Below are 25,980 nucleotides of genomic sequence, written 5' to 3'. Positions count from 1 at the left end.
TTGGGGTCAAACATTTAGTTAATAAAAATGGTATTTATAACTGTCTGATCAATCGTTTAATAAATCTGTTTGATGTTTATATCGCTATATATACTTAAATTTAGTGCTCAGCCCATTCGACTGAATCTAAATCAACACCTTCTTGGTACATGTCCCAAAGTGGTGATAGGGCACGTAGTTTATCAACGGCTTCGTGCATTTGCTTGATAATCGTATCGACGTTTTCTTCAGTGGTGTAGCGACCGAAGCTAAAGCGAATAGAGCTGTGTGCCAATTCGTCTGGACGACCGATAGCACGTAGTACATATGACGGCTCAAGTGTCGCTGACGTACAGGCTGAGCCTGATGATACAGCCAAGTCTTTAAGGGACATCATTAGTGATTCACCTTCGACGAAGTTAAAGCTGATGTTCACAATGTTAGGAACGCTATGCTCTAAATCACCGTTTAGGTAGATCTCTTCGATATCTTGTAGACCATCCCACAGTTTTTGGCGCAGTTTGGCTGCATGGGCATTGTCTTCTTTGTAGCTATCATTGGCTAAGGCAAATGCTGCGCCAAGACCAACAATTTGATGCGTCGGTAGTGTACCTGAACGCATTCCGCGCTCGTGACCACCGCCATGTTGCTCAGCTTTTAGGCGAACACGTGGCTTACGACTAACAAACAAGGCACCGATGCCTTTAGGACCATATGCTTTATGACCTGAAAAGCTCATTAAGTCGATTTTCATCTCTTGAGTGTCGATAAGAACTTTACCAACAGATTGTGCACCATCAACATGAAATATAACACCAGCTTCACGAGTGATTTCGCCAATAGCAGCTACATCAGTAATCGTACCAAGCTCGTTGTTTACCATCATCAGTGATACTAAGATAGTATCATCGCGTAGCGCTTCTTTGACTTGTTCTGGAAAAATAAGACCAGTACTTGGCTGCGGCTCAAGATATGTAATCTCGAAGCCTTCTTGCTCAAGCTCGCGGCAAGTATCTAATACAGCTTTGTGTTCGATTTTACTGGTAATGATATGTTTACCGCGAGACTGATAGAAGTGTGCAGCACCTTTAATTGCTAGGTTATCAGACTCAGTCGCACCAGAAGTAAAGACGATTTCGCGTGGATCAGCGTTGATGACTTCTGCCACTTGCTGACGCGCTGTTTCCACTGCTTCTTCTGCTTGCCAGCCGTAGCCATGCGAGCGCGAGGCAGGATTACCAAAGATGCCATCTACCGTCAGATATTCGCTCATCTTAGCTGCAACTGACTTAGCAACTGGGGTGGTGGCGGCATAATCTAAGTATATAAGGTTGTTATGTTGGCTCATGCTGGGTTTGCCTCGCTGGTCGATAGGGTAATAGTATTGATGTCTTTTATTGAAATATCTTTGGTAACGGTCTGCTGACGGTCTGAGACTGACTGCACGTTTTCCATGTCTAATAATTGCGCTAATGTTATATTTTTCAAGTACTGTTCGATATGATTGGACAATGCACACCATAAATCATGGGTTAAGCACATTGTACCACCTTGGCAATCACCGCGTCCTTCGCACTGCATCGCATTCACAGATTCATCGACAGCGGAGATAATGCTCATCACATCAATTTCGTGCAATGGCTTGGCCAAGTGATAGCCACCTGCTGCACCGCGGATGCTCGTGACTAAGCCACGTTTACGAAGCTTAGAAAATAACTGTTCGAGATAAGAGATAGATATGGATTGCCGCTTAGCAATATCGGATAGCGATACCGCTGTCTCTTGTTGGCTAGTCTGTAACGCCAGATCTAATAATGCAGTAACGGCATATCTGCCTCGAGTAGTCAAACGCATATGTTATCTCCCAACTTCTCAGTTATAAGTGTATTTAACAACGATCTTAGTCAAGTAGTTTTGGTAAAAGCGAATTTTTGCCTCTGTTAATTATCTATCAACTAAGTGTGTCTTATCGCTATTAAACAACAGATGGTGAACCCGATGTGTGCAACGATAGAGTAATTATACTTAATCCCGAGTAATTTAGTCAAGATTAAAGTGTGGTTGAATGGTTAATCCAATTGATTACTATGATTGATAAAAACAATGGTGGTTGAGATGCGGTGTAGAAGGGCTTCAGAGCGCATATCGTAAAATATATGCATCCATTTTAGATTTGTTTCGAATTCACAATGAGTAAATTAAAGCGATAAAAAAGCGTTTGATAGCTTTAATAAGCTACCAAACGCTTAATGGTCACTAAAGCAGTCATCTAACAGGTGCATTATTATTTATGAATAAGTATGTTTATCAATAAACATCACCATCATTAACAAAAACTAGTTCATCAATAGTGCTATGACTGAGCCAATCATAATGACAAGCGCCATAATAGTCACAGTCATTAATGTCTTCTGTTTGCTCTGCAACTCTTTTACCGTGGTTTCAAGCTCACGGTTTTTAGTCGTCAATGTACTGATTTGTGTCTGTTGTTCTTTGATACGGAGCTTGTAGTTGTCCTTCTTTTCGGCCATTTCCGCGTCAGTAGGCTTAGACTTACCTTTGCCGCCTTTTATCTTTTTGATAAGACCCTGAATCAAGTTGCCGAGACCGAGCTGCATGATAAATTGCTTAACCAATTGCACTTGTACTGATTCACCACGCATTTGTAATTTTTCGGTGGTTTCGCTATCGTGAGTGGTGATCGCATTGATGACTTGGATACTGTAAGCATTGATAACCACATCCGGCTCACTACGGCCAATAGGTAGTTGAGCATCTAATAGCACGCCTTTGGTACTAAAGGTAGCAAAAATTTCTACATGTGGTAAGTATAGGCGAAGTGCGACGACGGTGCCTTGCTTGGCAAGCGGATAAGCGGCTTTACGTAGCTCGGGATCTAAACGTAACAGTAGTGTCAGAGCCGACTCAATGAACACCAGAATAATATTAAGAAAAGAGTGAGACAACGTAGAACGCTTCATGTAAATAATCCGTTTTTTATTTAGCAAATTAAAATTAAAGTTATCGAATCAACTCAAGTTGATTTTTACTAAAAATTTGCAGTGATATTTTGCTTATAGTAACGCCTTTATAATAAAAAGTAACGCTAGTTTCTGTCAGTAGCAAAATTATTACAGTACAATTTAGCAGTCGATAAAGACACCACTATTTATGACTGGCAATGCACAGACATCAACTGACCACGGTTTTCAAAGCCTAAAGAGACATGAAGAGGGTGTTTTGAGCTAAAGTAGTTGACTTGTATAGACGTTGCAGATGTTTTGCGTAACATTGGGTGTCAAATACGTAGTACATGGCACAAAAATATGTAAAATCGCTTGCGCTCCTTATGCTGCCTTGATATAAAGACGATAACAAAGCGAAACCTGTTAATACGCCAGTCAGGTAGTTTTTATTGCGTAAGTGCTATGAGAGCGTTACAATGCTTGGCGTGAGCGTTTATTACCCCCCTTAAACTTGAAGGAAATTTTATGAATAAGTCAGAATTGATTGATAGCATCGCAGACAAAAGTGGTCTAAATAAGACTCAAGCTGGTGATGCCTTGAATGCCGTTATGGAAAGTGTTGGCGAAGCTTTAGAAGCTGGCGATAGCATCTCACTAGTTGGCTTTGGTACTTTTAGCGTAAAAGATCGTAAAGCCCGTACTGGCCGTAACCCTAAGACTGGTGAAGAACTTAGCATCCCAGCAAGCAAAGTACCAAGCTTCAAAGCCGGTAAAAACTTAAAAGAGCGCTTAAACTAAGCCGTTATCTTTAAGTTACTCTATTATAGACAAGCGCTGCATAATGACTCGCAAGACGAATAAGAACAGCGTTTGTTGGCAGTAAAATAATAGATGGCCGCGTCTAGTTCAGCGCACATTCTAAGCGCTAAGCGAAGCAGCAAAAAAGCACCTAAATATTAGGTGCTTTTTTTGTAGCCATAGTTTGTATCGTACCACGTGAATATTTTGAGTCTACCGTAAAAATCACGTATCATAGGGCGCGCGATAGATGTGTTGTTTGAGTAAGGCTTTTTCACTCAGCCCTATATTCCTCTATAAAATGCACATGTTCTTTTTCTTACCATTGCCGGCTTAGATAGCATTGATATTAATAATAGTATTACAATGGTTTTTCATCAATATAGGTTAATAAAGCAGAGATAACTATGGATAAATTGCGCGATTTCTTAAAAAGCTGGCCAGGTCGCATTTTATTGATTTTATGCCTATCGCCGCTCGCTCTCTTGGGTGTCGAAAGCTACTTTGGTGGTGGCGTTGATCCCAACCAAATTGCACAGGTAGGTGAGGCAAGTGTCGGATTATCAGAGTATCAGACTGCTGTCAATAACCGGCGTACTGAGACATTAGAGCAAATTGATGATGCCAGCTTATTGAATGAAGATGTGCTGCATGAGCAGGTGCTAAAGGGTTTGATCGATCGAACTTTGTTAGAGCAACAGGCTGGTAAGCTTGGTATGACGGTGTCTGATGACACGATAAATCGTCTGCTGCGTCAAGAAGAAGTTTTTCAGGATGCTGATGGTAACTTTTCAAATGACCAATTTTCAAACTTTTTGCGTCAACGCGGCATGACCAAAGACCAGCTATTTACAGAATTTCGTAACCAGTTAAGTCTTGATCAGCTCAATGCCAGTATCGTTGGTACGGCAGTGTATCCGATGCAAGCGGTCAGTCAGTTAATCGATCTGCAGCTAGAGTCGCGCAATATTTGGTTGCACCGCTTTAATTGGCAGGATTACCAAGAACAAGTGAAGCTGAGCAAAAACGACATACAAGCTTACTATGATGCCAATAAAGACACGCTAAAAAGCGCGGCAATGGTAGACTTGGCTTATCTGCAATTGAGTCCTCAGACCGTTCCAGTGACTGATGTCACAACAAAAGATTTGCAGCAGCAATATGAAGCCTATAAGCAGCAGCTGGCTGTAGTCGATGAGCGCAAAATCAGTCAAATTTTATTAACAGGTAAAGATGCAAAAGCTCGCGCAGACAAAGTAAAAGCCCGTTTGGACAAAGGCGAGGCTTTTGGTAAGCTTGCTAAAACACAATCAGATGACCCATCAGGAGAGACGGGTGGCGATATCGGCCGCTTTAATCCTTCTGTGTTTGGTAATGACGCAGCAGTAGTTGAGAAAGCTCTGGAAGGGCTGAGTGTCGGCGATGTGAGCGCACCAGTTAAGACCAGCTTTGGTTATCAGATATTTACGGTCACCGAAGACAATGGCAAGAAGATCCCAAGCTTAGAGAGTATGCGTGATGAGCTAACCGCTAAAGCAAAAGAATATAAGCGTCAGGAGATGTATGCCGATAAAGTGACTGCGATTAACGACTTGGCAGCAGATGGTTTTAGTATCGAAGATATCGCTCAACAAGAGAATGTGACGCTAAAACGTCTCAAGGATTATCGTAAAGAAAATAATCAGTCAGCATTGTCGCAACCAGCAGTTATTAAGCAAGCCTTTGATGAGTTTACGATTCAAGACCAAGCGGTTACCGCCGGTATTGAAGTTGGTAATGGCACGGTATGGGTACAGCCAAGCAATTATCGTCCTACTAAAACACTTGCTTTAGCAGCGGCTACGCCACGAATCACACAGACATTACGTCAGCAAAAAGCCACGGCATTGGCATTAAAAGATGCTAAGAAACTGGCGACTGGCATTAAAACAACGGCAGATATTGCTAAACAACCAGTCAGTTTTCAAGCCTTAGGTGAAATAAACCGTCAAACCACACGATTGACAGAAAAAGAGCGAGGTTTGGCGTTTAGTCAGCAAGCGGCCAATAATGGTGTCGTTGCGATTGCGAGCGAAACAGAAATGGGTGCGACGTTATTGGTCGGTGATCGTATCAAGACCGAGCAACAGTCACCACTGTCTGATATGCAACGCGCGCAAACTGCCTCCATTATCCGTGATAACTTGGGTCAAGATCAGCTACAAGATTACTTAGAGTATCTACGTCTAGTGTATAAAGTCGAGATCAATGAGACTAATATGGCCAATGCGCAAGGGCGTTAGAGATAAAGGTGTTGAAATAAGAGTATTAAGGGAAATACGACCTAATTGCTAAATCGTTTTTTCTGAATACTTTTATTAAATTTGACGTATAAAAAAGCCACTATTTATAGTGGCTTTTTTAATGGATATTGCTTTTATCCTAAGAATGTAGCATTAACAGCGATATACAATTCAATACGGCTGTTAATGCCGGTTTTCAAAGTGATAAGACACAGTTTAATGGCGGAAATGACGCATACCTGTAAATACCATTGCGATACCATGCTCATTCGCCGCAGCAATGGTTTCGTCATCACGCATAGAGCCGCCCGGCTGGATAATCGCTGAGATACCTACTTCAGCAGCATTATCAATGCCATCACGGAACGGGAAGAAGGCATCTGAGGCCATAACAGCCCCTTCTGTGGCCAAGCCAGCATGTTCAGCTTTTATAGCGGCAATACGTGCTGAGTTGACGCGGCTCATTTGACCAGCGCCAACACCAATAGTGCGCTGACCTTTAGCATAAACGATGGCATTAGATTTGACGTATTTTGCGACGTTCCAGCTGAATAGTAAATCAGCAATCTGCGCTTCCGTTGGTTGCACGTCCGTGACGATTCTTAGGTCGTTGGCAGTAATCAAACCCAGATCTTGCTCTTGTACGAGCAGCCCACCGTTAACACGCTTATAGTCGAGCTGGCTTTCGCGCTGCTCAGGCGTTGGTAGCTCGCCACATACCAATACACGCACGTTTTTCTTAGCAGCAGTCGCCTCAAGCACACCATCTTCGATACTAGGTGCAATAATCACTTCTACAAACTGATTGTCGATAATCGCTTTTGCAGCAGCAACGGTCAATGGGCGGTTAAAGGCAATGATGCCACCAAAAGAAGATTCAGGATCCGTGCTAAATGCAGTGTTATAAGCCGCTACTTGGTCGGTATCGACCGCGACACCGCAAGGATTGGCGTGCTTAACGATGACACAGGCAGAGGCGCTGAACGCTTTTACGCACTCAAGCGCCGCATCAGTATCAGCAATGTTGTTATAAGACAGTGCTTTACCTTGTAATTGCTTCGCCGTGGCAATAGAAGCTTGCTGACTTTTTAGTGGATGGTTTTCCGTATAAAAAGCCGCGTTTTGATGTGGGTTTTCGCCATAGCGCAGGTCTTGGGCTTTTTCTAGCTGTACGTTAAAGGTACGTGAAAAGTTCTCTGGCTCTTGAGTCTCATTGACTCGGCTACCTAAGAAGTTGGCAATCATACCATCGTATTGTGCAGTGTGCTCAAAGGCTTTAACGGCCAAATCATAGCGTAAAGCAGTGGTCAGTTCTGTACCATCGCCCAAAGCAGTAAGCACGCGATCGTAATCCACTGGGTCAGTAATAATACCAACGTGAGCATGGTTTTTGGCCGCAGAGCGTACCATTGTAGGACCACCGATATCGATATTTTCGATCGCATCGTTCATCGTTACATCAGCACGAGCGATGGTTTCTGCGAATGGGTAAAGGTTTACCACGACTAGATCAATACGCTCAATTTGATGATCGCTCATAACAGCATCATCAGTGCCACGGCGCCCTAGAATACCACCATGAATTTTAGGATGCAGCGTCTTAACACGGCCATCCATCATTTCAGGAAAACCGGTGTAATCTGATACTTCGGTCACCGCAACGTTATGCTCTGTCAGTAGTCGATAAGTGCCACCAGTCGATAGCAAAGCAAAACCTGCTTTAATGAGGCCTTGAGCAAATTCAACGATGTTAGACTTATCGGAGACCGACAGTAGGGCAAGTGGGGCTGTACTCATAAGAACTTTCCATAAAAAAAGCCTGACGTAAACGTCTGGCAAGGTGATAATGGCATTCGCTGTAGACGTTATCACTATGGATAAGGTCATGAACGATACATTGCCATACATAATGAGGGTTAATGACGATCGATAAGCTCATATAGGTGAGGCTACATCAAGTTATAAGTTTTGAGTTTTTTGCGTAACGTACCACGATTGAGACCTAAAATTTGCGCGCATTTGGTCTGATTGCCTCGCGTTTGTTCAAGAACGACGGACAGTAGCGGCTCTTCGATTTGTTTTAAGATGAGCTCATACAAGTCGGTAGGTATCTCATCACCCAACATCACAAAATACTGACGTACCACGCGTTCTACATTCACACGTAAAGGTTCATGAGTCTGGATATGGCTCATACGGTTATCTGAAGGCTCTAAATTGTGAATTGAATGCTGATAGTTGTCGTCATTATAATCGGCAAGATGCTCAGAGCTTTGGGCAAACCGATTGGCATTATGCTGTGCATGAGGTGCCATAAGATAATGTCCTTGGGATTAAAAAGAGTCAAACTATAGGGGTTAGAGGAATATTATAACAAATTAATATCGGCTAGCACTGACAGATTAGACGTTATCTTAGTGGTGATACCATGAAACTAATGTCATCACTAAGATCATTTAATCTAAAATTGTCTTATGAAGCCCTATTTATTAAAGTTTTGCTTAATAAACGGGACTGACACTGACTTCACGAATTTGAGCATTGGCAATGGGTATCGTAAACAGTAACTGTCTGCGACTGTCAGCGGCTATTTGGCTTTGGGTGCTCAATAGATAATCATCTGGCGCTGCAATGAACTCTCCGAGGAGGGCATTTGCACCGTAAACGCTGACCTTAACACTAGGGTAGAGCTGTGCTTGTACGCTTTGGTTGTTTAGCGTCGCACTTACTTCACTAAAAGTACCCGTTGTTTTAATTTGGCTAGGTTTGTGACTGAGTTCAGTGATTGTCAAGGCAGCCAAGTCGGCACTAGGTAGGCTGCAAGCAGCGATCGTACAGAGGGTTTGTAGTCGTTCCGCATGAGCAGGATTTTTTACCAAGGTTTCCAAATTAAAAATAACGTACTGGGCGAAAAGCAGTAGTACTAAGACCAAGCAGCCTAATGTCCACAATAACGAGGCAATCGAACGTCGCGCTGGTGTCGGAGTGAATCTTGATTGTGCCTCCATTTTTTTGATCCGCTCTTCATGCGTGCGGTCTTCGTCTTTGAAGGGCACACCCATGCTGAGCAATAGCTGTGATAAGTCCGTATCCTCTTGGACGGTATTATCATTTTTGTTTTGCTCTTTGAGCAAATCTTCAAGCCATGCGTTATCAGTCGTATCATCAATATTTGCATGAATATTATTAGCTTCGGCTGAACTAAGCGCAACCTGAGCTGCTGATTCGTCACTTTTATCAGGATTATTGTGCTGCTTACTGGTTATCGAGGTGGTATGACTGTTGTTATCTGCTTTGCTTAGCCAAGCATCCATACTGGCTAACGAGTCATACTCCAAATTGTTTTCATCTGACTCTTCAATATCCATATCGTCATAAATTAAGCCGTCATGAATTAAAGTATTAGAGAATACTGTTGAAGATGGCTTGTTACTGGATGGTTTGGCATTGCTTGTATTATTGGGATTGGTTGTCGTGCTATCTGTAGGATTTGGCGGCGTATCGGTGGTGACGATAAGATGTCTATTGACCAAAAAACTCTGCTGACACTGATCGCAGCAGACGGCTGCATTCACTTTATTTAACTGCGTTTGTTTTAACTTGAAGCAAGCTTGGCAATGAGGGCACTGAGTTTTTATTGGCGTGGTCATAGGGTCGAATCCAAAAAAGTATGGTTATCAATACCGCGTAGCCACTCACCAATAGTTGCCTGCAACGCTCAGGCTTCCACAGTAAACACTCAGTTAAATGTTTGATACATATATGAGTGATAGATAAGGACAGAGTGGCGTCAAATACATAACATTTGACTGCCTCTCTATCGTAACAGATGTAATTAGATGTTGCTAGCCTGTAAATGTACCAGACAAACGCTGCCAATGTTGGTCTTCTTGCGCTGTAAAAGCGTGCTTCGGATCGAGCGCAAAGTAAGGCTGATAAGCAGCAGTCACTTCTTCAGTTTGTGACTCGATTAAGCCAGCTAACACGATACGACTTTTTGGTGCCATTAAGGTGACAAAATAAGGTGCTAACCCAATCAGTGGCTTGGCTAAAATATTGGCGACCATCACTTCTACAGGTTTAACGTCGTTTTGTTTCCAATAATCAGTAAACTCCTCTGGCAAAAATGCTTGCAAGCGATCATCGACATGATTGCGTACGGCATTTTGGTTGGTCGCCAGCACAGCTTGTGGGTCGATATCGACAGCATAAACTTGACGTGCCCCCAACAACAACGCCCCAATGCCCAAAATACCTGAGCCGCAACCATAATCAATCACGATTTTATCGGTCAGATCTTGCTCTGTTAACCAGTCGAGACAGAGGCGAGTGGTGGCATGATAACCAGTACCAAAAGCCAAGCCAGGGTCCATAATGATATTGGTCGCCTCAGGATTAGGCGGCGTTATCCAGTTAGGCACAATCCATAGATTGTTGGCACATGGTATAGGATGGTAATTGCTCATCCATTCGCGTTCCCAGTCTTTATCATCTACCGCACTTAACCAAATGCGACTGGCGTGTACCTGTGCGCCAATTTCGTGACTTAACTGTTCAACCGCATGACGACTACCAATGTCTGTTGTGGCATCGAACAATCCTGTCAGAATGACCTCATCCCACAAGGGTGATTCGCCAGGTAATGGTTCAAATAGAGGTTGATCCCCTGCGTCGTCTAAGGCGATTGATAATGCACCTGCTTCTAGTAACAATGCCTCGGCGAGATCGACGTTTGCTTTTTCACATTGTAAGTGCAGTTGTTGCCATGCCATAACGATAACCTTAATCTAGAGTAAAAATGAATGGGTGTTTTGGATAAATCCCAGCTTGGAGTAAATAGCGAATGAGCAGCCTACTTAAAGCTAGCAGTTTGCATGCCTTGCCTTGCTTTGCTCTTTTAACTTTTATAAGTATTTAACAGTCACGAACTTTTGATGCTTGTGAATGCAGTTCTGTTCGTTTAGATGCTAACTAACGCAATGCTCGTTTTGCTTCGCTGACTACGCGTGAATTGCCTTGAGCTTGTCCTGACTGCAAAATAACTTGCCAGAGTGCCCGTCTACGATTGGCATTTTGCGAGACGGCAAGACCACGGCGCGCCATCGCTTCTGCCTTGCGCGGCTGGTTTTTTTTAAGGGCAACTTGTGCCAAATAAAAGTATACTGCCGAGGATTTTGGTGCAAGTCGCTGGGCACGGGTAAAGCTACTCTCAGCACTGGTCAATTTTCCTGATTTTAACTGACCGATTCCCGTTTGCATGAGATTACGAAATGCTGGCAAATCACTGTTATTAGTGGCCACTTGCTGACTTCGTTGCTGCGAATTTTGGCGCGCGCGCTCCAACAGTTCATTATGTGACGGCACTGAGGGTTCGGATATCATATAGTCATCAGGAGAAGGCGTAATAATTGCGGCGTCGGGCGTTGTAAATACGGGACTAGGCGGTGTGTTAGGCTCTGTAAATACTGGGGTCTGCTGCGTCAATGGGTTTGTCGCTGCAGATGGTTCGGACGGCGTATAAGGGTCAACAGGATAGTTGTTCTTATTTTCGTTATCATTGTCGTAGCCCCTGCTATCAATGATTGGTGCTTGAGTCGCAGGCGTTATCTTGGTAACCGATGAGGGTGCTTTTGGATCTTGCGTTGCTGGCACCGTTTGAACAGGCGTTGTGTTCGTCGCATTAGGCACCGTCTGACAGGCGCTCAAGCTCATCATGCTGACGAGCGCACTGACAGCAAGGACAGAGTTCACTAGCGTGGTTTTTTTAGCCGCGCGCATAAAGTATTGCTTGACGGATACGCTCTGCTGTATAGATGACACCATGTTAGAACCCTCTTTTAAGTTTTAAAAACAATTTTAGAACCATTCAACCGCACGGTCGTACCAAGTGTCAGCACCGTTCTGCGTATCACTATCATTTTGGTTGTCGGTATCAACGGCTTCGCCATTTGGAATGTCTAAGCCTTCGCGGCGGCGTTGCTGATTGATAGCGCCTTGCGCACTCTGTTCTCGAGCGCTATCTTGTTGATACAACCCAATGGCGCAACTGCTGGCTTCTTCGGGTAAATGCGCAGACATCACTGGTAAATAGCGCGCATCAGCACAGCGCTCATTTGACAGCTTGCCAGAATTGTTTTCAAGCCATAACCATTCAATACCTTCAGGCTCAGGTAGCGATACCGGTGTCAACTTTAAGCGACTCATATAGTCGACCCATACTGGTAATGCACCCGTGCCGCCGCTCAGACCAATTGGTTTGTTATCATCACGACCGACCCAAACCACGCTGACATAGTTACCACTGTAACCAGCAAACCAAGCATCGCGGTAATCGTTTGTGGTGCCTGTTTTACCCGCGAGATTTAGGTTACTACCAAGTGATTGTGCTCGTTTAGCCGTTCCGCTGGCGACCACTTGCTGTAGCGCGTAATTGGTCAAAAAGTTAGTCTCAGGCGGAATGCTACGCTGCGTATTAAGTCCTGTACGCTGTAAAATACGACCGCGATCATCAATGACACTACGAATGCTGTGAATAGGTGTCCGAAAGCCACCCGTAGCAAATACTTGATAGATACCAAGCATATCCATGGGGCTAAGATTGACAGAACCTAGCAAAGCAGAAGGATAGGGCGATATTTTCTCTTTAATACCCATACGCTGTAGCTGCTTGGCAAAAGTATTGATCCCAAATTCCATGCCTAAGCGTACCGCTGCTTGGTTATAAGACTGAGACAGAGCGGTGGTGAAGGGGACATAACCATGATCGCGATTGTCATAGTTTTTTGGATTCCATTTCGTACCGTCATTTAGATTGACCGTAATCGGTGAATCATCGACGGAACTCGCCAAATTATAGCGACCACTTTCGAGCGCTGTCATATAAATGATTGGCTTTAACAAAGAACCGACTTGACGTTTGGCATCGACAGCACGGTTAAAGCCGGTAAACTCACTGCCGCTACCGACGACGGAGACCAGCTCGCCAGTCTCTGGATTTGCACTGACCAAGGCCCCTTGTAAGTCTTTGGTTTTGCTGCTGCTACGACGTAGCTCGCCCAGTTTTTTATCGACTGCTTTATCAGCAGCTAGTTGGGCAATAGGATCGAGCGTACTGATAATCGTCAGACCTTCGTTTTTCAGGTCATCAGAATAGTAGACGGTATTCAATTCACGTTTGACGATATCGAGAAAATCAGGAAACTGGCTTTTGCCTTCAACGGGCTTATCAACGATACCCAGCGATCTCTCTATGGCTTTATCATAGTCTGCTTGACTGAGCGTACCCATCTCTAGCATGTTGCTAAGAACAATGTTACGACGTGCTTTTGAATCGTTTGGATGGCGACGTGGATTATAGACACTTGGGCCTTTTGCCATACCGACGAGTAAGGCTTGCTGATCTAAACGCAGCTCGTTCAGCGGTTGATTAAAATAAAACTGTGCTGCCAAACCAAAACCATTGATAGAGCGGTTGCCGTTTTGTCCTAAGTAAATTTCGTTCAGGTACGTTTGCAGAATTTCATCTTTGCTATAATGGAGCTCAAGTAGCACAGCCATCAAGGCTTCATTGGCTTTGCGTTTTAGGGTGCGATCTGAATTCAGATAGAAGTTTTTAATCAGCTGCTGGGTGATGGTCGAACCACCTTGTCTCGAGCCACCAGAGAAGTTATTGATGACTGCACGAGCGATACCGCGTATCGATACCCCTTTATGCTCATAAAACCCGCGATCTTCTGTGGCTATTAACGCATCAATCAATGGCTGCGGCACCTCATCTAAAGAGACGACCATACGATCTTCATTGCTGTCTGGGTAAATGCCACCGATACTAACCGGCTCAAGGCGAATAATGCCGCTCTTAGCTGGTAAAGTGCTTTGAATCGACTCAATTTTATTACCGGCAATCGTCATTTTGATGACTTGTTCAGTGTCTATATCGCTAGAGCTATAGGTAAAACCGCGGGTATGGATATAATAGGTATTGCCGGACTTACGATAAGTACCAGTGCGATCATATGCCTTATTGCTTTGATAATTGAGCAGCTCAAGCCATGTCTTAATCGTGCTGTTATCGACATTGGCACCTTGGTAAAGCTCAAGCGGCTGCGAGTATACCTTGGCAGGAATATCCCAACGCTTACCTTCGAACTTGTGGGTAATGGTGCGATCAAGCTTGATCAAATACAGCGCCAGTAGCACCATGCCAGCAATAATGACAATTAATAAAATACTACTAAACACCAAGCCGCGCTGCTGAGAGGGTAGCGTGCTGACAGAAGGCGTAGATGGCGAAGAGAGCTTGGCGTTTGGTAGCTTAGAATTATATTTTTGCACGGATGATGCACCATTTAGGGATAAAAAACTGCCTCATAATGACGCAAATTGACAAATTTTTCAATCTATCATCATCAACGCAGGCATTCATTGGGATTACACTGTGAGTGGTTATACTACTCACAGCACTGGCTTATAGTATAATCGATCTGTTGACGGCTATGTTTATACGAAAACACAGCGCGCTTTTAATTTGCTCTGTGGATGCCATATAAGATAACAATTTACGATTATTCTAACGATGTTTTTTATGTGAATCAGCGGTTGATTCTCCCTCTGTGCTAGCAGTGCCGAACCTATTTAAAATAGCTGTTTTAAGTAAAAGTAAGTACGTTTGATGATAGCAAGTTTACTCAAAGCGAATTGGGTTCGAGCAAACCTGTCTAAAGGAAGTAAGCGCGATTATGTCTAGTGCCCCCTCACCAATGCCAACCTCCAGCCATCATTATGAAGACAACTCTATCACAGAAGGGTTGGTGCTGCCCCTTGCTGGTCATTGTTTTCACTGCGGTGATCCAGTGCCGCAGCCGCCATTTTATGCCGATATATTGGGTAAATCCCGTGAGATGTGCTGCATGGGTTGTCAGTTGGCGTCCCAAAGCATCGTTGAGGCAGGGCTTGAGCAATATTATCTTGATCGCTCGGAAATCAACCGTACGGCAAGTTTGCCCACCCAGCTGACGCGGCTCGAAGCCTATGATCACGACGAGATAAAGTCACAGTTCGTCTATGCTCAAGATGGTCTGTCGGTGGCGGAATTGTCCGTTAATAATTTACGCTGTGCTGCCTGTACGTGGCTCATCGAATCGCGTCTTTATGAGATTGATGGCATCAGTAAGTGTCAGGTCAATTTAACCAATCAGCGTATGCGCGTCATTTGGGACGAGAGTAAGCTGCCTATCAGCCGTATTCTAGCCGTTATCAATGAAATTGGCTACGAAGCCAAGCCTTACCGTCAAGACACCCATGAAGCAATGCTGGCTAAGCACAATAACAAGATGCTGCTACGTCTAGGAATTGCTGCTCTTGGCGCGATGCAAGCGATGATGTATGCGGTCGCACTATATTTTGGTGAATATAGCGGGATGTTGATATTACAGCGCGACTTTTTGCGTTGGGTGTCGTTATTCGTTAGTATTCCCGTGTTCTTTTATGCGGGCATACCATTCTTTACGTCTGCATGGTCGGCAGTTCGCGCGCGCCAAGTCAATATGGATGTACCGGTCAGTATCGCCTTGATTGTTACATTTTTCGCCAGTTTGTACGCCACCATTACTGGACATGGTCAGACCTATTATGATTCGGTCAGCATGTTTATTTTCTTCTTATTGGCAGGGCGTTATATCGAGCATAATGCCCGTCTGAAAGCGGCGACGATGGCCAATGACCTAGTAGTGGTGGAGCCAGTTTTAGTACAAAAAATTGCTGAAAACAAAGGAGACGCTGCGCTCATTTTGCAGCAGTTACAGCAAAATGCTTTTGATAAAGTAGATACGAGTGCTATTAATCAGGCAGTTCATGAGACAGGTGTTAAAATTCCAATCAGCGCTGTGGCAAGTGCTCCGATAAAGTACACGCCCAATTTTATGCAGAGTATGGACGCCAATGTCCATCAAATAACCAATCGTATAGCTCAAGACTGGCAACAAACTAGCTGTCAACGAGACCTATCAAAGCCAGATTTATTAAAGCCAGCGTATGGCGCAGAACAAAAACAGATGGTGACCGCTCAAAGCTTGCAAGTGGGTGACATCATCATGGTTGAGGCTGGCTCTGAGATTATAAGCGATGGTATTTTGCTTAGCCCAACTGCGACCGTCTCCCAAAGTCTGCTGACGGGTGAGGGTGATTTAATCATCAAGTCCCAAGGTGACTATATCGTCGGCGGCGCGCAAAACGACAGTCAGCCGTTTGAGATGCTGGTCACGGCACTGCCAGAAGACAGTCAGATTGGGCTGATTGATCGGCTGATGAACCGTGCTATGAGTGAAAAGCCCAAACTGGCGCAGCAAGCGGACAAGCTGGCTCGTTGGTTTGTGGCGCGGATTTTAGTGTTGTCAGCATTGGTATTTATCGGCTGGTACATCGTTGATCCAAGTCAAGCTATTTGGGCAACGGTCGCGGTATTGGTTGCTACTTGTCCTTGCGCGCTGTCACTAGCCACACCGATTGCGCTGACTGTCTCTACCAATCGATTGGCCAGCTATGGCTTTTTGACTACGCGTGGTCATACGCTGCAAACTTTAGCAGAGATTACTCATGTGGCCTTTGATAAGACGGGGACATTGACTTATGGCAAGCCAAACTTACTGAACATTGAGCTAATAAAACCGGTCAGCCAAAATCAAAACGCTGACTCAAGCGCGTTGCCTTTGCAAAAAGACCGTTTTTTAGGCATAGCCGCGGCCTTAGAAGTAGGCAGTCGCCATCCGATTGCTCATGCGCTACTGACTGCCGCTTATCAATTACATTTGCCACCCACTCAAGCCTTGCAGCATTATCCAGCAGGCGGGGTAGAAGCCATGATTGATGGCGTTCTATATCGTATTGGTCATATGGATTTTGCTTTGGATAAAAGCGCCATTGGTGAAAATGTAGACAATAATTTAACGATTGATTTATTGAGCCATCGTGCCAGCTCAGCGGTTGTGTTGTCTTGTCAAACAAGCTCCTCAAGTGGATGGCAAGCGCTGGCGTGTTTTTACTTTAGCGATAAAGTGCGTGATAACGCCCGCTCAATGCTGGATACGCTCAAAGACTTAGGGATTGAGTCTGTGATGCTGACGGGCGACCCCAGTCCACAGGCGCTGGTCATGGCGGAGAGTTTGGGCATGCAGTCGGCATATAATGGTCTGTCACCAACGGATAAGGTCAATCATATCCAGCAGCTGCAAGCACAAGGGTCAGTCGTGCTGATGGTTGGTGATGGTATCAATGATGCGCCCGTGTTGGCAGCAGCAGATGTGTCGACTTCGATTGCTGGCGCAGCAGATTTGGCGCAGGTGTCAAGCGATAGCATCATCCTTAATGGACAGATTGAAGCCATTACAGCTGCCAAGCGTATCGCGGATAAAACGGAACGTATCATTAAACAAAACTTCCGCTGGGCACTGGCTTATAACAGTATCGTATTATTGCCTGCCGCGTTCGGTTATGTCCCGCCTTGGCTTGCCGCCATCGGAATGTCATTGAGCTCGTTATTCGTGGTATTAAATGCGCTGCGTCTAAAACGCGCTTAGTATTAATCCTAAAAAGATGATGGGTTGCCTCACACTTGCTTAGCATTCTATAAATAGTATTTACTTTAGGGTCTGTTGAACATTCAAATATTAGGACTGCTGATCACTAAAATCAGCTCAAACTAGGCGTAAACAGACGATAATGTCGAGACCTTAGCTAGGTTTGCAACAACGTTTGGGCTGATTTTAGTATCAGCCCCAAGTATACAAGCAGGGGCAGGGCTATTTTTTGCCAATACATGGCGAAATTGTCTAACCTAGAACGACTAGGCGTCAAAAATTTCACTGCGTATTGTCTAAAAAATAGCCACTGCCAGTTCCACATTTGAATGTTCAACAGACCCTAGTTCCACCCATAAAAAAACCGCCTTTAGCAAAAGACGGTTTTTTATTTTATGTGTCATTATTATTAGATAGGTTTTACATTAGTCTTGTAGGTAGCTGAGCAGACGCATAAATTCGATATACATCCATACTAGCGTCGCAAGAATACCGATACTAAATAACCATTCGTAGTCTTCAGAAATACCAGCTGCTACGCCGCGATCAATGTTATCAAAATCAAGTAATAGCGTAAAAGAAGCGATAACAATCACGAACAAACTGAAGCCAATAGCGATAACGCCACCTTCAAATAAGAAAGGTAAGCTCGAACCGAACGCTAAAGAAAGTACCCACTGCGCAACATAAACGAGCATGATGGCAATAAGCGCTGAGGTGACGATAGAGCGGAATTTCTGCGTTACCTTAACGAGACCAGAGCGATATAGCCCTAGCATAACGGCTGCTGTCACAAAGGTTGCACACATTGCAGTCACTGGCACGCTTGGATACATTCTCATAAAGAATAGCGAGATGCCGCCTAAGAAGATACCTTCTAAGAGTGCATAAGGGACGGCAAAGGTTTTGGCCTTTTGCGGTTTAAAAGTGATAAAAATCGCGAGACCAAAAGCGGCAAACATACTACCGAAGGCTGCCATGGTAATAAAGCTTTGTGATAGACCTGCCATTAGCGCATAAAAGAAAAAGCCGATACCAGTGATAGCAGATAAACCAAGCAACAAGCTGGTCTTTTGGATGACACCTTTGACGGTCATCGGCTGACCGCCGATCGCAAGCTCTGCGCGACTGACAATAGGATTGGCCATACATATGTCCTTAATTAAAAATGATATAAATTACTGCTACTTTAGCAAAAGCTCGGTTATTGTCAACTGTGTTTGCGTGACGGCTGTCGAGGCCTGATGCAGCCATAGTATGACTTATTTGTGTTTGATAGGCATTGATGCTCAGTAGCGCTGTAAACACGCTATAAAGGGGCGTGTAATGGTAGATATATGGGGTCGATTACGACAGTTAACAACGATAATTGATAAAAGATGCTAGTTTAAGCGCTCATTTATCGCTATCATTACTCTGTACTTTACCGTTATTCCGAGTCGTTTTATGGAAAACTCCGCGCAGTCCGAAAGATTGCCACACTTACATGAATCAGAGCTGTTCCACGCCATCAAAAACCCTGCGTTTCGGCGTATTGGGCTAATGGGGCGCGCAGGCAAGCGCAGCGTCACCCAAAGTCTGGTGCAGATTGCCCAAACGATCAATGAGATGAATCTCACCTTGATAATGGACATGCAAACCGCCCATCTACCAACCTTGGATCTCACTGAGATTGAAAAAGTCAAAATCGTTAAGCGTAGCTTGATTGGTGAGATTTGTGATTTGGTCATCGTCGTCGGTGGTGATGGTTCCATATTGCATGCTGCTGAAGCACTGGCACGTTATCGCGTACCTGTGTTGGGTGTCAACCGTGGTCGTCTTGGCTTTTTGGCCGATGTCAAACCTGACGAAGCTGCTTTTAAATTGCGTCAAGTATTGATGGGCGATTATCAGTTGGATCATCGGTTTCTACTGACGATGGAGATACGAGAAGGGCGCAACATCATCCATGAAGATATGGCGCTCAATGACATCGTATTGCATGCGGGTAAGTCAGTACATATGATTGATTTTCAACTGAAAATTGATGGTCATGATGTCTATAGGCAACACAGCGATGGCTTGATTGTTGCGACGCCTACTGGCTCGACAGCCTATGCACTCTCTGGTGGTGGGCCTATTATCCATCCGAGTATGGATGCGATATGTTTAGTGCCCATGCATCCGCATACCTTATCCAGCCGTCCAATTGTGGTCAGTGGTAATAGCGAAGTTTGTATTCGTATCCATGAGGACAATCGCACGCAACCGATGGTCAGTGCAGATGGCAAACCAAGCATACCGCTCGATCAAGAGCAGCGGCTTTATATTCGTAAGCACCCTGATAAGCTGACTCTACTGCACCCACCAGGGTTTGATTTTTATGAAGCCTGCCGTACCAAATTACACTGGAATGTCCATGCCGAAGAATTCAGTCTTGATATCGATGATGATATTATGGATGATGAATAAAAGCAGTTGTCGTATAAAAAATAGTAGCGGAGAGTAAGATGGACAAGCAAACAATATTAGCAACACTAACGCCTGACATGGTCGATAAATTTCGTATGGCTATTGAGCTTGGCAAATGGCCGGATGGTCGAAAATTAACGGCTGAGCAGCGCGACACCTGTATGCAAGCAGTGATGGTCTGGGAACATGAGCATCTACCTGCTGCCGAGCGTACCGGTTATATTCATAAACCCGTAAAAGACAATGGCTCCATCGTTGGCGCTGAATGTGATGTGGAGCATGAGCATCATTATCCCAATATGCCCAATCCTAAAGGTGCTATCCAGCCGGTTAAATTTCTTGATAAATAAGCTTTGTGATAATGATAAATAAGCAAGAGTATCGCTAATCACAGCAGTAGTCGCTCAATAAAAAAGCCACGCTATATAATAGCGTGGCTTTTTTGCATGCTCAAAAATAATTAAAGTGCAGTGGTATCAACACTAGGGCGAACGGTCAATGGATTTTTTTGCATCAAAAACCCTTGCCAACCCCAATGTAAAAAGTTGCGGATATTGGCGTGGTCAGTACCGTTAGGCGTCGCTTGAACCTTGGCATAGTGTTCGCCGAATAGCTTTAACGTGTCCAACTGATTCAGACCATGGTGCTTAGCAAAACCAAAAATCTTCGCACTACCTTCATTTTCACCCGCTGCATTATGCACCATACCATTAACGAAAGGAGCGGGCGCATAGCGATAAAAATCATCAATAAAACTGATGACATCATTGAATCCAATGGCTTTTTTATTCAAACCATTAAGTAGAGCCGATACATCTGATTGGCGGATACTCATAAATAAATGACCTCAGAGCAGATTAAAAAATACAGTATTTGTGTACACTGCTTATAAAAATATAATGCTTATATATATTCAATAATAATTATTGATTAAGCGTTAACTGTTATAGCTTAGCGATTGAAATAGTCTTCGTCATCAAATGAAGGCGCAAAACTGCCTTGCTCAAGATGCTGCATTTGCGACTGTACAGAACGCTCATGCTGAATACGTTGATAAATTTCTTCGCGGTGTACGGCAATGTCTTTTGGTGCATTAACACCGATACGCACCTGATTGCCTTTAACGCCCAAGACAGTCACACTGACCTCGTCGCCAATCATTAACGTTTCGCCCACGCGGCGTGTCAAAATTAACATGCGTCACACTCCTTATGTCGCATCAACAGATTATTACTCATCAGATTACATCTCAATTGCAGGACATTACCATCGCACTAGACATCTCTTGTATTTAACTTACAAGCTACTATGTCTAAAGTTAGGCGAATAGCGGTAATGATAGGTAGATTCATTTAGCCCAAATGAAAGCCCCATTATAGGGGGCATAACAGATACTGTCACGGGTTTTCACAAAACTATTAGCTATATACGAACCAGAGCAATAATAAAAAATAAAAATAGGGTCTAATAAGACCCTATTTAATTGATAACTATTAACTCTGGCACATGCTCGTTATAGCATTTATAGCCCAGCGATTTTGCTTTCACCGTCTTCACGATCAAGGCCAAACGCGGTGTGTAATGACTTAACGGCTTTTTCCAAATGTTGGTCTTGAATCAGCACAGATACTTTGATTTCGCTGGTCGATATCATTTGAATATTGATGTTGTTTTCGGCTAAGGTTTGGAACATTAGGCTGGCAACACCTGCGTGTGAGCGCATGCCAACACCAACCAATGAGACTTTAACAACTTCGCTGTTACCTGATATCTCTTTGGCACCAATCTCATTTTTGACTTCTTCATTAAGCACTTTTAGCGTCTTATCTAAGTCAGTGCGATTAACCGTGAAGGTAAAGTCGGTGGTACCATTATCCGAAAGATTTTGGACGATCATATCGATTTCGATATTGGCACGGCCAATTGGGCTTAAGATAGCAGAAGCGATGCCAGGGTGGTCAGGCACGCCGCGTACTAAGATTTTTGCTTCGTCTCTATTGAACGCGATACCTGAGATAATTGCCTGTTCCATATTGTCTCCTTCGTCTATCGTAATTAGGGTGCCCACGTTGTCTTGAAACTCTTGGTCAAAGCTGCCGTCGGTGTTTTCATCAAAGCTAGAGAGTACACGCAGTGGCACGCCGTACTTACCAGCGAATTCTACCGAACGAATCTGTAGAATTTTAGAACCAAGACTGGCCATCTCAAGCATTTCTTCAAAGGTGATTTTTTCAAGCTTTTTGGCTTTTGAGGTAACGCGTGGATCAGTGGTATAGACGCCATCGACGTCGGTATAAATCTGACACTCATCAGCACCTAAAGCCGCTGCAATCGCAACGCCTGTCGTATCGGAGCCGCCGCGCCCGAGTGTGGTTGCATTGCCTTCGTCGTCGATACCTTGAAAGCCTGCCACAATAACGATATTGCCAGCATCTAACTGCTCGCGTATGTTTTTATCATCGATGCTTTCGATACGGGCTTTATTGTGAGCATTGTCTGTTTTAATTGCGACTTGACGACCAGTAAATGAACGGGCGCCAATGCCAAGCTCTTTAATCGCCATGGCCAGCAGTGAAATAGAAACCTGCTCACCCGTTGAGACCATTTGATCGTATTCACGAGGGTCAGGCTGAGAGCTAATTTGGCGGGCCAGATCAATCAAACGGTTGGTTTCGCCGCTCATGGCAGAGACCACGACAACCACTTGATGACCATTGTCATGCCAGCGTTTGACTCGTTTCGCGACGTTTTTGATGCGGTCGATACTGCCCATCGAGGTGCCGCCATACTTCTGTACTATTAACGCCATAAAAATCTACCTATTATTCAATAATGACCTTTTATTATCATCGATAAGAGTCAACATGATACTCGTCAATGTTTATATAGATAAAGCCAGATTATAAGAGTTACGCCCTATGTCTTTCATTCATATAGTGGTATTTGCTTCAACCTCAGTGAATGAGTAATATCTTCAAACGTCGACCTTTATACCATATCTACAGCGTAACTTTAAGTCTCAGTACTACTTAGATATATGGCGATTGGTTATAATGGTTATAACCAATCACGTATTCTATGCGTTATAGATCAGCGTGAAGCTCCGTGTTTTTGCCAACTTAGCTAAGCTGGGCTTCAATCCAAGCAGGTAGCGCATTGATAACCGCTGCACTGTTACCAGATTTCGGTGCGCCGCCTTGTGCGTAGTCAGGCTTACCGCCGCCTTTACCGCCCAGCTCACCCGCCAAATGACGAATGATGTCACCGGCTTTCACTTTAGCAGTGACAGACTTTGCCACACTTGCAGCCAATGCCAATTGCTCATCTTTATCACCAATCAACACAATCACGCTATCAGGCAGTTTTGACTTGATATCGTCCATCAGCGTACGAATCGATTTGCCATCAACACCGCTTAAGGTACTGATAAGAACTGGCGTACCTGCAATCGTTTGCACGTCATCGAGTAGGTTGGCTGCTTGGGCACTGGCGATTTTTTGCTGCAAACGCTCTAGTTGTTTTTCTAGATCACGTTGCTTATCTGCCATGGTACGGACACGCTGAGCGACTTCAGGGCGTTTTACTTTAAGCTGACTGGCAAGCTCACTTAATTGCTGTTCGCTTTGCTGAATGTTTTTGACCGCGTTCATGCCAGTGACGGCTTCAATACGGCGGATACCAGCTGCAATACCTGATTCGCTGGTGATTTTAAGCACACCGATATCACCAGTACGCTGTACATGTAAGCCACCACATAGCTCGATAGAGAAGGGCTTGCGCTGACCATCGACAATAGTGTCTGTACCCATGGTCAGTACACGAACGTCACTGCCGTACTTTTCGCCAAATAATGCCATTGCACCGTTTTTCATGGCGTCATCAATCGACATATTCTCAATACGAGCAGGAGTGTTGGCTTGGATTTGTTCATTAACGAGACGTTCGATACGGCTAATTTCAGCAATACTGACGGGCTTGTCATAAGAGAAGTCAAAACGTAAAACCTCGCTTGAAACCAATGAGCCTTTTTGCGTCACTTCATCGCCCAATACTTCTCTTAGCGCTGCATGCAATAGATGTGTGGCGGAGTGGTTTTTGGCACTGGCCGCACGGATGCTAGAGAGTACTTGTGCTTCAGCGGTTTGCTTAGTGCTAATGTCGCCCATGGTCACAACACCATAGTGAATAATCGCCTGCCCCGATTTTTTGGTATCTTGTACTGCAAAGACCCCTGATGCGGTACGAATCTCACCAAGCTCACCAACTTGACCACCACCTTCAGCATAAAATGGTGTGCGATCAAGTACTACAACGCCTTCCATACCTTCCGTCAAAATATCTGTTGGGTTGCCGTCTTGATAAAGCGCGTCAACAGTCACGCCGTCTTCTTCAAGCTGCTCATAGCCGATAAATGTCGTTGGCGTCTCTACTTGGATAACGCTGCTGTAATCGACATCGAATTTGCCAGCATCACGCGCACGCTCACGTTGTGCTTGCATATGCTCATCAAATTCCGCTTCATCGATAGCAATACCACGCTCACGAGTAATATCAGCGGTCAAATCAAGCGGGAAGCCATACGTATCATAAAGCTTAAAGGCTGCTTCACCAGAGAGCGTATCGCCATCTTGTAACCCTTCAAGTTCGCTGGCAAGCAAACGCAGACCTTGCGCCAAGGTTTTAGCAAACTGTGCTTCTTCTTTTTGAATGGCATTTTCGATGACGCTTTGTTTGTCTTTTAGCTCAGGGTAGGCTGTGCCCATTTCAGCCACGAGCGGCGCGACCATCTTGTAGAAAAATTCACTATCAGCGCCCAGCTTATTGCCATGACGTACCGCGCGGCGAATCACACGGCGCAGCACATAGCCACGCCCTTCGTTACTTGGCATGACGCCATCAGCGATCAAAAATGACACGGCACGGATATGATCAGCAATGACTTTTAAGGATGATTGCTGTTCATTATCAATCTCTAAAATCTCAGCAGCAGCATCCATCAAATGAGTGAATAAATCGATCTCATAGTTGCCATGCACGCCTTGCATGATGGCACTAATGCGTTCAAGTCCCATGCCAGTATCGACGCTTGGGGCTGGCAGTGGTAATAGCGTGCCGTCTTTTTGACGATTGAACTGCATGAATACGCAGTTCCAAATCTCAATATAGCGATCGCCATCTTCTTCAGGCGTGCCAGGCAGGCCACCTTCGATATCGGCACCGTGATCATAAAAGACTTCGGTACAAGGGCCACAAGGACCCGTGTCGCCCATCGTCCAAAAGTTATCAGAGGCGTAAGGTGCGCCTTTATTATCGCCAATACGGATAATGCGCTCACTTGGAATACCAATGTTTTTATTCCAAATATCAAAGGCTTCGTCGTCAGTCTCATAGATAGTGACATAGAGACGATTTTTATCAATTGCTAACCACTTATCTGAGGTCAAAAACTCCCAGATATACTCGATACCTGCTTGCTTAAAGTAATCACCAAACGAGAAATTACCAAGCATTTCAAAGAAAGTATGGTGACGGGCGGTATAGCCGACATTATCCAAATCATTATGTTTGCCGCCAGCACGTACGCACTTTTGCGAGGTCACCGCACGTGTATAGTCACGTGGTTCCATGCCCAAAAAGGTTTCTTTAAACTGATTCATACCGGCATTGGTAAACAGCAATGTCGGGTCATTATGTGGAATCAAACTAGACGAAGAAACAGGGGTATGCTGCTTGCTTGTAAAAAAATCGATAAAAGCTTGACGAATATCGGCTGAGCGAAATGGCTGGCTCACAGCGGCTCCTTACTGACGGATGGGATTAAAGATGGCTTTAACATAAAAAAGGATTAAATAATTTTGCAAGCGATTTTAGCACAAACGCCTAAGCTCTTGGTACAAGAGTTACAACTGCTGCGTTATTCTGCGCCTCTAG

At 44.5% G+C, this 25,980-nt stretch carries 18 protein-coding genes and 1 pseudogene; 5 read left to right on the top strand and 14 right to left on the bottom strand.

Going from position 1 to position 25,980, the window contains the following annotated elements; genetic code table 11:
• Positions 1-100: 100 nt before the first annotated feature.
• The 3 genes from JMY08_RS05100 to JMY08_RS05090 form a co-directional block, all read right to left on the bottom strand.
• Complete coding sequence (locus JMY08_RS05100; RefSeq protein WP_010199377.1) at positions 101-1,327, bottom strand: IscS subfamily cysteine desulfurase; 1,227 nt, start codon at positions 1,325-1,327, stop codon at positions 101-103.
• Positions 1,324-1,833 carry an Rrf2 family transcriptional regulator gene (locus JMY08_RS05095; protein WP_010199379.1) on the bottom strand — a complete coding sequence of 170 codons (510 nt, stop codon included), beginning with the start codon at positions 1,831-1,833 and terminating at the stop codon, positions 1,324-1,326. Before JMY08_RS05095 ends, JMY08_RS05100 begins: the two co-directional genes overlap by 4 nt.
• Before the next feature lie 482 nt (positions 1,834-2,315).
• On the bottom strand, positions 2,316-2,960 hold the full coding sequence (locus tag JMY08_RS05090) for a hypothetical protein (RefSeq protein ID WP_201591766.1): 645 nt from the start codon (positions 2,958-2,960) through the stop codon (positions 2,316-2,318).
• 510 nt (positions 2,961-3,470) lie between these two features.
• Here JMY08_RS05090 and JMY08_RS05085 point away from each other — a divergent pair.
• On the top strand, positions 3,471-3,743 hold the full coding sequence (locus tag JMY08_RS05085) for an HU family DNA-binding protein (RefSeq protein ID WP_045445077.1): 273 nt from the start codon (positions 3,471-3,473) through the stop codon (positions 3,741-3,743).
• A 407-nt stretch (positions 3,744-4,150) separates the two neighbouring features.
• Positions 4,151-6,025 carry a SurA N-terminal domain-containing protein gene (locus JMY08_RS05080; protein ID WP_201591763.1) on the top strand — a complete coding sequence of 625 codons (1,875 nt, stop codon included), beginning with the start codon at positions 4,151-4,153 and terminating at the stop codon, positions 6,023-6,025.
• A gap of 216 nt (positions 6,026-6,241) precedes the next feature.
• Here JMY08_RS05080 and purH read toward each other — a convergent pair whose 3' ends face one another.
• The 6 genes from purH to mrcB all read right to left on the bottom strand — a co-directional run bounded on the left by purH (position 6,242) and on the right by mrcB (position 14,359).
• Entirely contained in the window at positions 6,242-7,822 is a 1,581-nt protein-coding gene (gene purH, locus JMY08_RS05075) for a bifunctional phosphoribosylaminoimidazolecarboxamide formyltransferase/IMP cyclohydrolase (protein ID WP_201591758.1), read from the bottom strand.
• Positions 7,823-7,974: 152 nt separating this feature from the next.
• On the bottom strand, positions 7,975-8,220 hold the full coding sequence (locus JMY08_RS05070) for a helix-turn-helix domain-containing protein (RefSeq protein ID WP_189585244.1): 246 nt from the start codon (positions 8,218-8,220) through the stop codon (positions 7,975-7,977).
• Between the two features lie 306 nt (positions 8,221-8,526).
• Positions 8,527-9,675, bottom strand: a complete 1,149-nt coding sequence (locus JMY08_RS05065) for a DUF3426 domain-containing protein (protein WP_201591755.1) — start codon at positions 9,673-9,675, stop codon at positions 8,527-8,529.
• Between the two features lie 195 nt (positions 9,676-9,870).
• Positions 9,871-10,797, bottom strand: coding sequence for a 50S ribosomal protein L11 methyltransferase (gene prmA / locus JMY08_RS05060; protein WP_201591752.1), 927 nt, complete (start codon positions 10,795-10,797; stop codon positions 9,871-9,873).
• Between the two features lie 199 nt (positions 10,798-10,996).
• Entirely contained in the window at positions 10,997-11,848 is an 852-nt protein-coding gene (locus JMY08_RS05055; RefSeq protein WP_201591749.1) for a tetratricopeptide repeat protein, read from the bottom strand.
• Positions 11,849-11,881: 33 nt separating this feature from the next.
• Positions 11,882-14,359, bottom strand: a complete 2,478-nt coding sequence (gene mrcB / locus JMY08_RS05050) for a penicillin-binding protein 1B (protein WP_201591746.1) — start codon at positions 14,357-14,359, stop codon at positions 11,882-11,884.
• Between the two features lie 404 nt (positions 14,360-14,763).
• On the opposite strand from mrcB, the gene JMY08_RS05045 reads away from it, so the two are divergent.
• Positions 14,764-17,598 carry a heavy metal translocating P-type ATPase gene (locus JMY08_RS05045; RefSeq protein WP_201591743.1) on the top strand — a complete coding sequence of 945 codons (2,835 nt, stop codon included), beginning with the start codon at positions 14,764-14,766 and terminating at the stop codon, positions 17,596-17,598.
• A 425-nt stretch (positions 17,599-18,023) separates the two neighbouring features.
• Here JMY08_RS05045 and JMY08_RS05040 read toward each other — a convergent pair whose 3' ends face one another.
• The gene (locus tag JMY08_RS05040) at positions 18,024-18,746 is read right to left on the bottom strand and encodes a Bax inhibitor-1/YccA family membrane protein (RefSeq protein WP_010199412.1); all 723 of its coding nucleotides are present in this window, start codon (positions 18,744-18,746) and stop codon (positions 18,024-18,026) included.
• Between the two features lie 298 nt (positions 18,747-19,044).
• Here JMY08_RS05040 and JMY08_RS05035 point away from each other — a divergent pair, with 298 nt between their 5' ends.
• Entirely contained in the window at positions 19,045-20,049 is a 1,005-nt protein-coding gene (locus tag JMY08_RS05035) for an NAD(+) kinase (RefSeq protein WP_010199415.1), read from the top strand.
• A 38-nt stretch (positions 20,050-20,087) separates the two neighbouring features.
• Complete coding sequence (locus tag JMY08_RS05030) at positions 20,088-20,399, top strand: YeaC family protein (protein WP_010199419.1); 312 nt, start codon at positions 20,088-20,090, stop codon at positions 20,397-20,399.
• A gap of 110 nt (positions 20,400-20,509) precedes the next feature.
• On the opposite strand, the gene JMY08_RS05025 is transcribed toward JMY08_RS05030, so the two are convergent.
• From JMY08_RS05025 to alaS, 4 genes and pseudogenes are all read right to left on the bottom strand, one after another.
• Positions 20,510-20,884, bottom strand: coding sequence for a HopJ type III effector protein (locus tag JMY08_RS05025; protein WP_010199421.1), 375 nt, complete (start codon positions 20,882-20,884; stop codon positions 20,510-20,512).
• Positions 20,885-21,078: 194 nt separating this feature from the next.
• A pseudogene (gene csrA / locus JMY08_RS05020) lies at positions 21,079-21,246 on the bottom strand (carbon storage regulator CsrA); the annotation flags it as partial.
• A 325-nt stretch (positions 21,247-21,571) separates the two neighbouring features.
• Positions 21,572-22,858: an aspartate kinase gene (locus JMY08_RS05015; RefSeq protein ID WP_201591740.1), complete on the bottom strand. Its 1,287-nt coding sequence runs from the start codon at positions 22,856-22,858 to the stop codon at positions 21,572-21,574.
• Between the two features lie 310 nt (positions 22,859-23,168).
• Positions 23,169-25,841 carry an alanine--tRNA ligase gene (alaS, locus tag JMY08_RS05010; RefSeq protein ID WP_201591737.1) on the bottom strand — a complete coding sequence of 891 codons (2,673 nt, stop codon included), beginning with the start codon at positions 25,839-25,841 and terminating at the stop codon, positions 23,169-23,171.
• Positions 25,842-25,980: the final 139 nt, after the last annotated feature.

Origin of the sequence: Psychrobacter sp. Pi2-51 (assembly GCF_904846665.1) — a bacterium.
Taxonomy (GTDB): domain Bacteria; phylum Pseudomonadota; class Gammaproteobacteria; order Pseudomonadales; family Moraxellaceae; genus Psychrobacter; species Psychrobacter glaciei.
This window is presented reverse-complemented; position numbering and strand designations above follow the sequence as displayed.

What these genes read in the sequence shown, in the direction of transcription:
- JMY08_RS05025 (WP_010199421.1), bottom strand. Translation starts at nt 20,884, where the DNA reads ATGAGTATCCGCCAATCAGATGTATCGGCTCTACTTAATGGTTTGAAT.
- JMY08_RS05070 (WP_189585244.1), bottom strand. Translation starts at nt 8,220, where the DNA reads ATGAGCCATATCCAGACTCATGAACCTTTACGTGTGAATGTAGAACGC.
- JMY08_RS05080 (WP_201591763.1), top strand. Translation starts at nt 4,151, where the DNA reads ATGGATAAATTGCGCGATTTCTTAAAAAGCTGGCCAGGTCGCATTTTA.
- JMY08_RS05065 (WP_201591755.1), bottom strand. Translation starts at nt 9,675, where the DNA reads ATGACCACGCCAATAAAAACTCAGTGCCCTCATTGCCAAGCTTGCTTC.
- purH (WP_201591758.1), bottom strand. Translation starts at nt 7,822, where the DNA reads ATGAGTACAGCCCCACTTGCCCTACTGTCGGTCTCCGATAAGTCTAAC.
- JMY08_RS05055 (WP_201591749.1), bottom strand. Translation starts at nt 11,848, where the DNA reads ATGGTGTCATCTATACAGCAGAGCGTATCCGTCAAGCAATACTTTATG.
- JMY08_RS05045 (WP_201591743.1), top strand. Translation starts at nt 14,764, where the DNA reads ATGTCTAGTGCCCCCTCACCAATGCCAACCTCCAGCCATCATTATGAA.
- JMY08_RS05040 (WP_010199412.1), bottom strand. Translation starts at nt 18,746, where the DNA reads ATGGCCAATCCTATTGTCAGTCGCGCAGAGCTTGCGATCGGCGGTCAG.
- JMY08_RS05095 (WP_010199379.1), bottom strand. Translation starts at nt 1,833, where the DNA reads ATGCGTTTGACTACTCGAGGCAGATATGCCGTTACTGCATTATTAGAT.
- JMY08_RS05030 (WP_010199419.1), top strand. Translation starts at nt 20,088, where the DNA reads ATGGACAAGCAAACAATATTAGCAACACTAACGCCTGACATGGTCGAT.
- JMY08_RS05085 (WP_045445077.1), top strand. Translation starts at nt 3,471, where the DNA reads ATGAATAAGTCAGAATTGATTGATAGCATCGCAGACAAAAGTGGTCTA.
- JMY08_RS05100 (WP_010199377.1), bottom strand. Translation starts at nt 1,327, where the DNA reads ATGAGCCAACATAACAACCTTATATACTTAGATTATGCCGCCACCACC.
- JMY08_RS05035 (WP_010199415.1), top strand. Translation starts at nt 19,045, where the DNA reads ATGGAAAACTCCGCGCAGTCCGAAAGATTGCCACACTTACATGAATCA.
- JMY08_RS05090 (WP_201591766.1), bottom strand. Translation starts at nt 2,960, where the DNA reads ATGAAGCGTTCTACGTTGTCTCACTCTTTTCTTAATATTATTCTGGTG.
- prmA (WP_201591752.1), bottom strand. Translation starts at nt 10,797, where the DNA reads ATGGCATGGCAACAACTGCACTTACAATGTGAAAAAGCAAACGTCGAT.
- JMY08_RS05015 (WP_201591740.1), bottom strand. Translation starts at nt 22,858, where the DNA reads ATGGCGTTAATAGTACAGAAGTATGGCGGCACCTCGATGGGCAGTATC.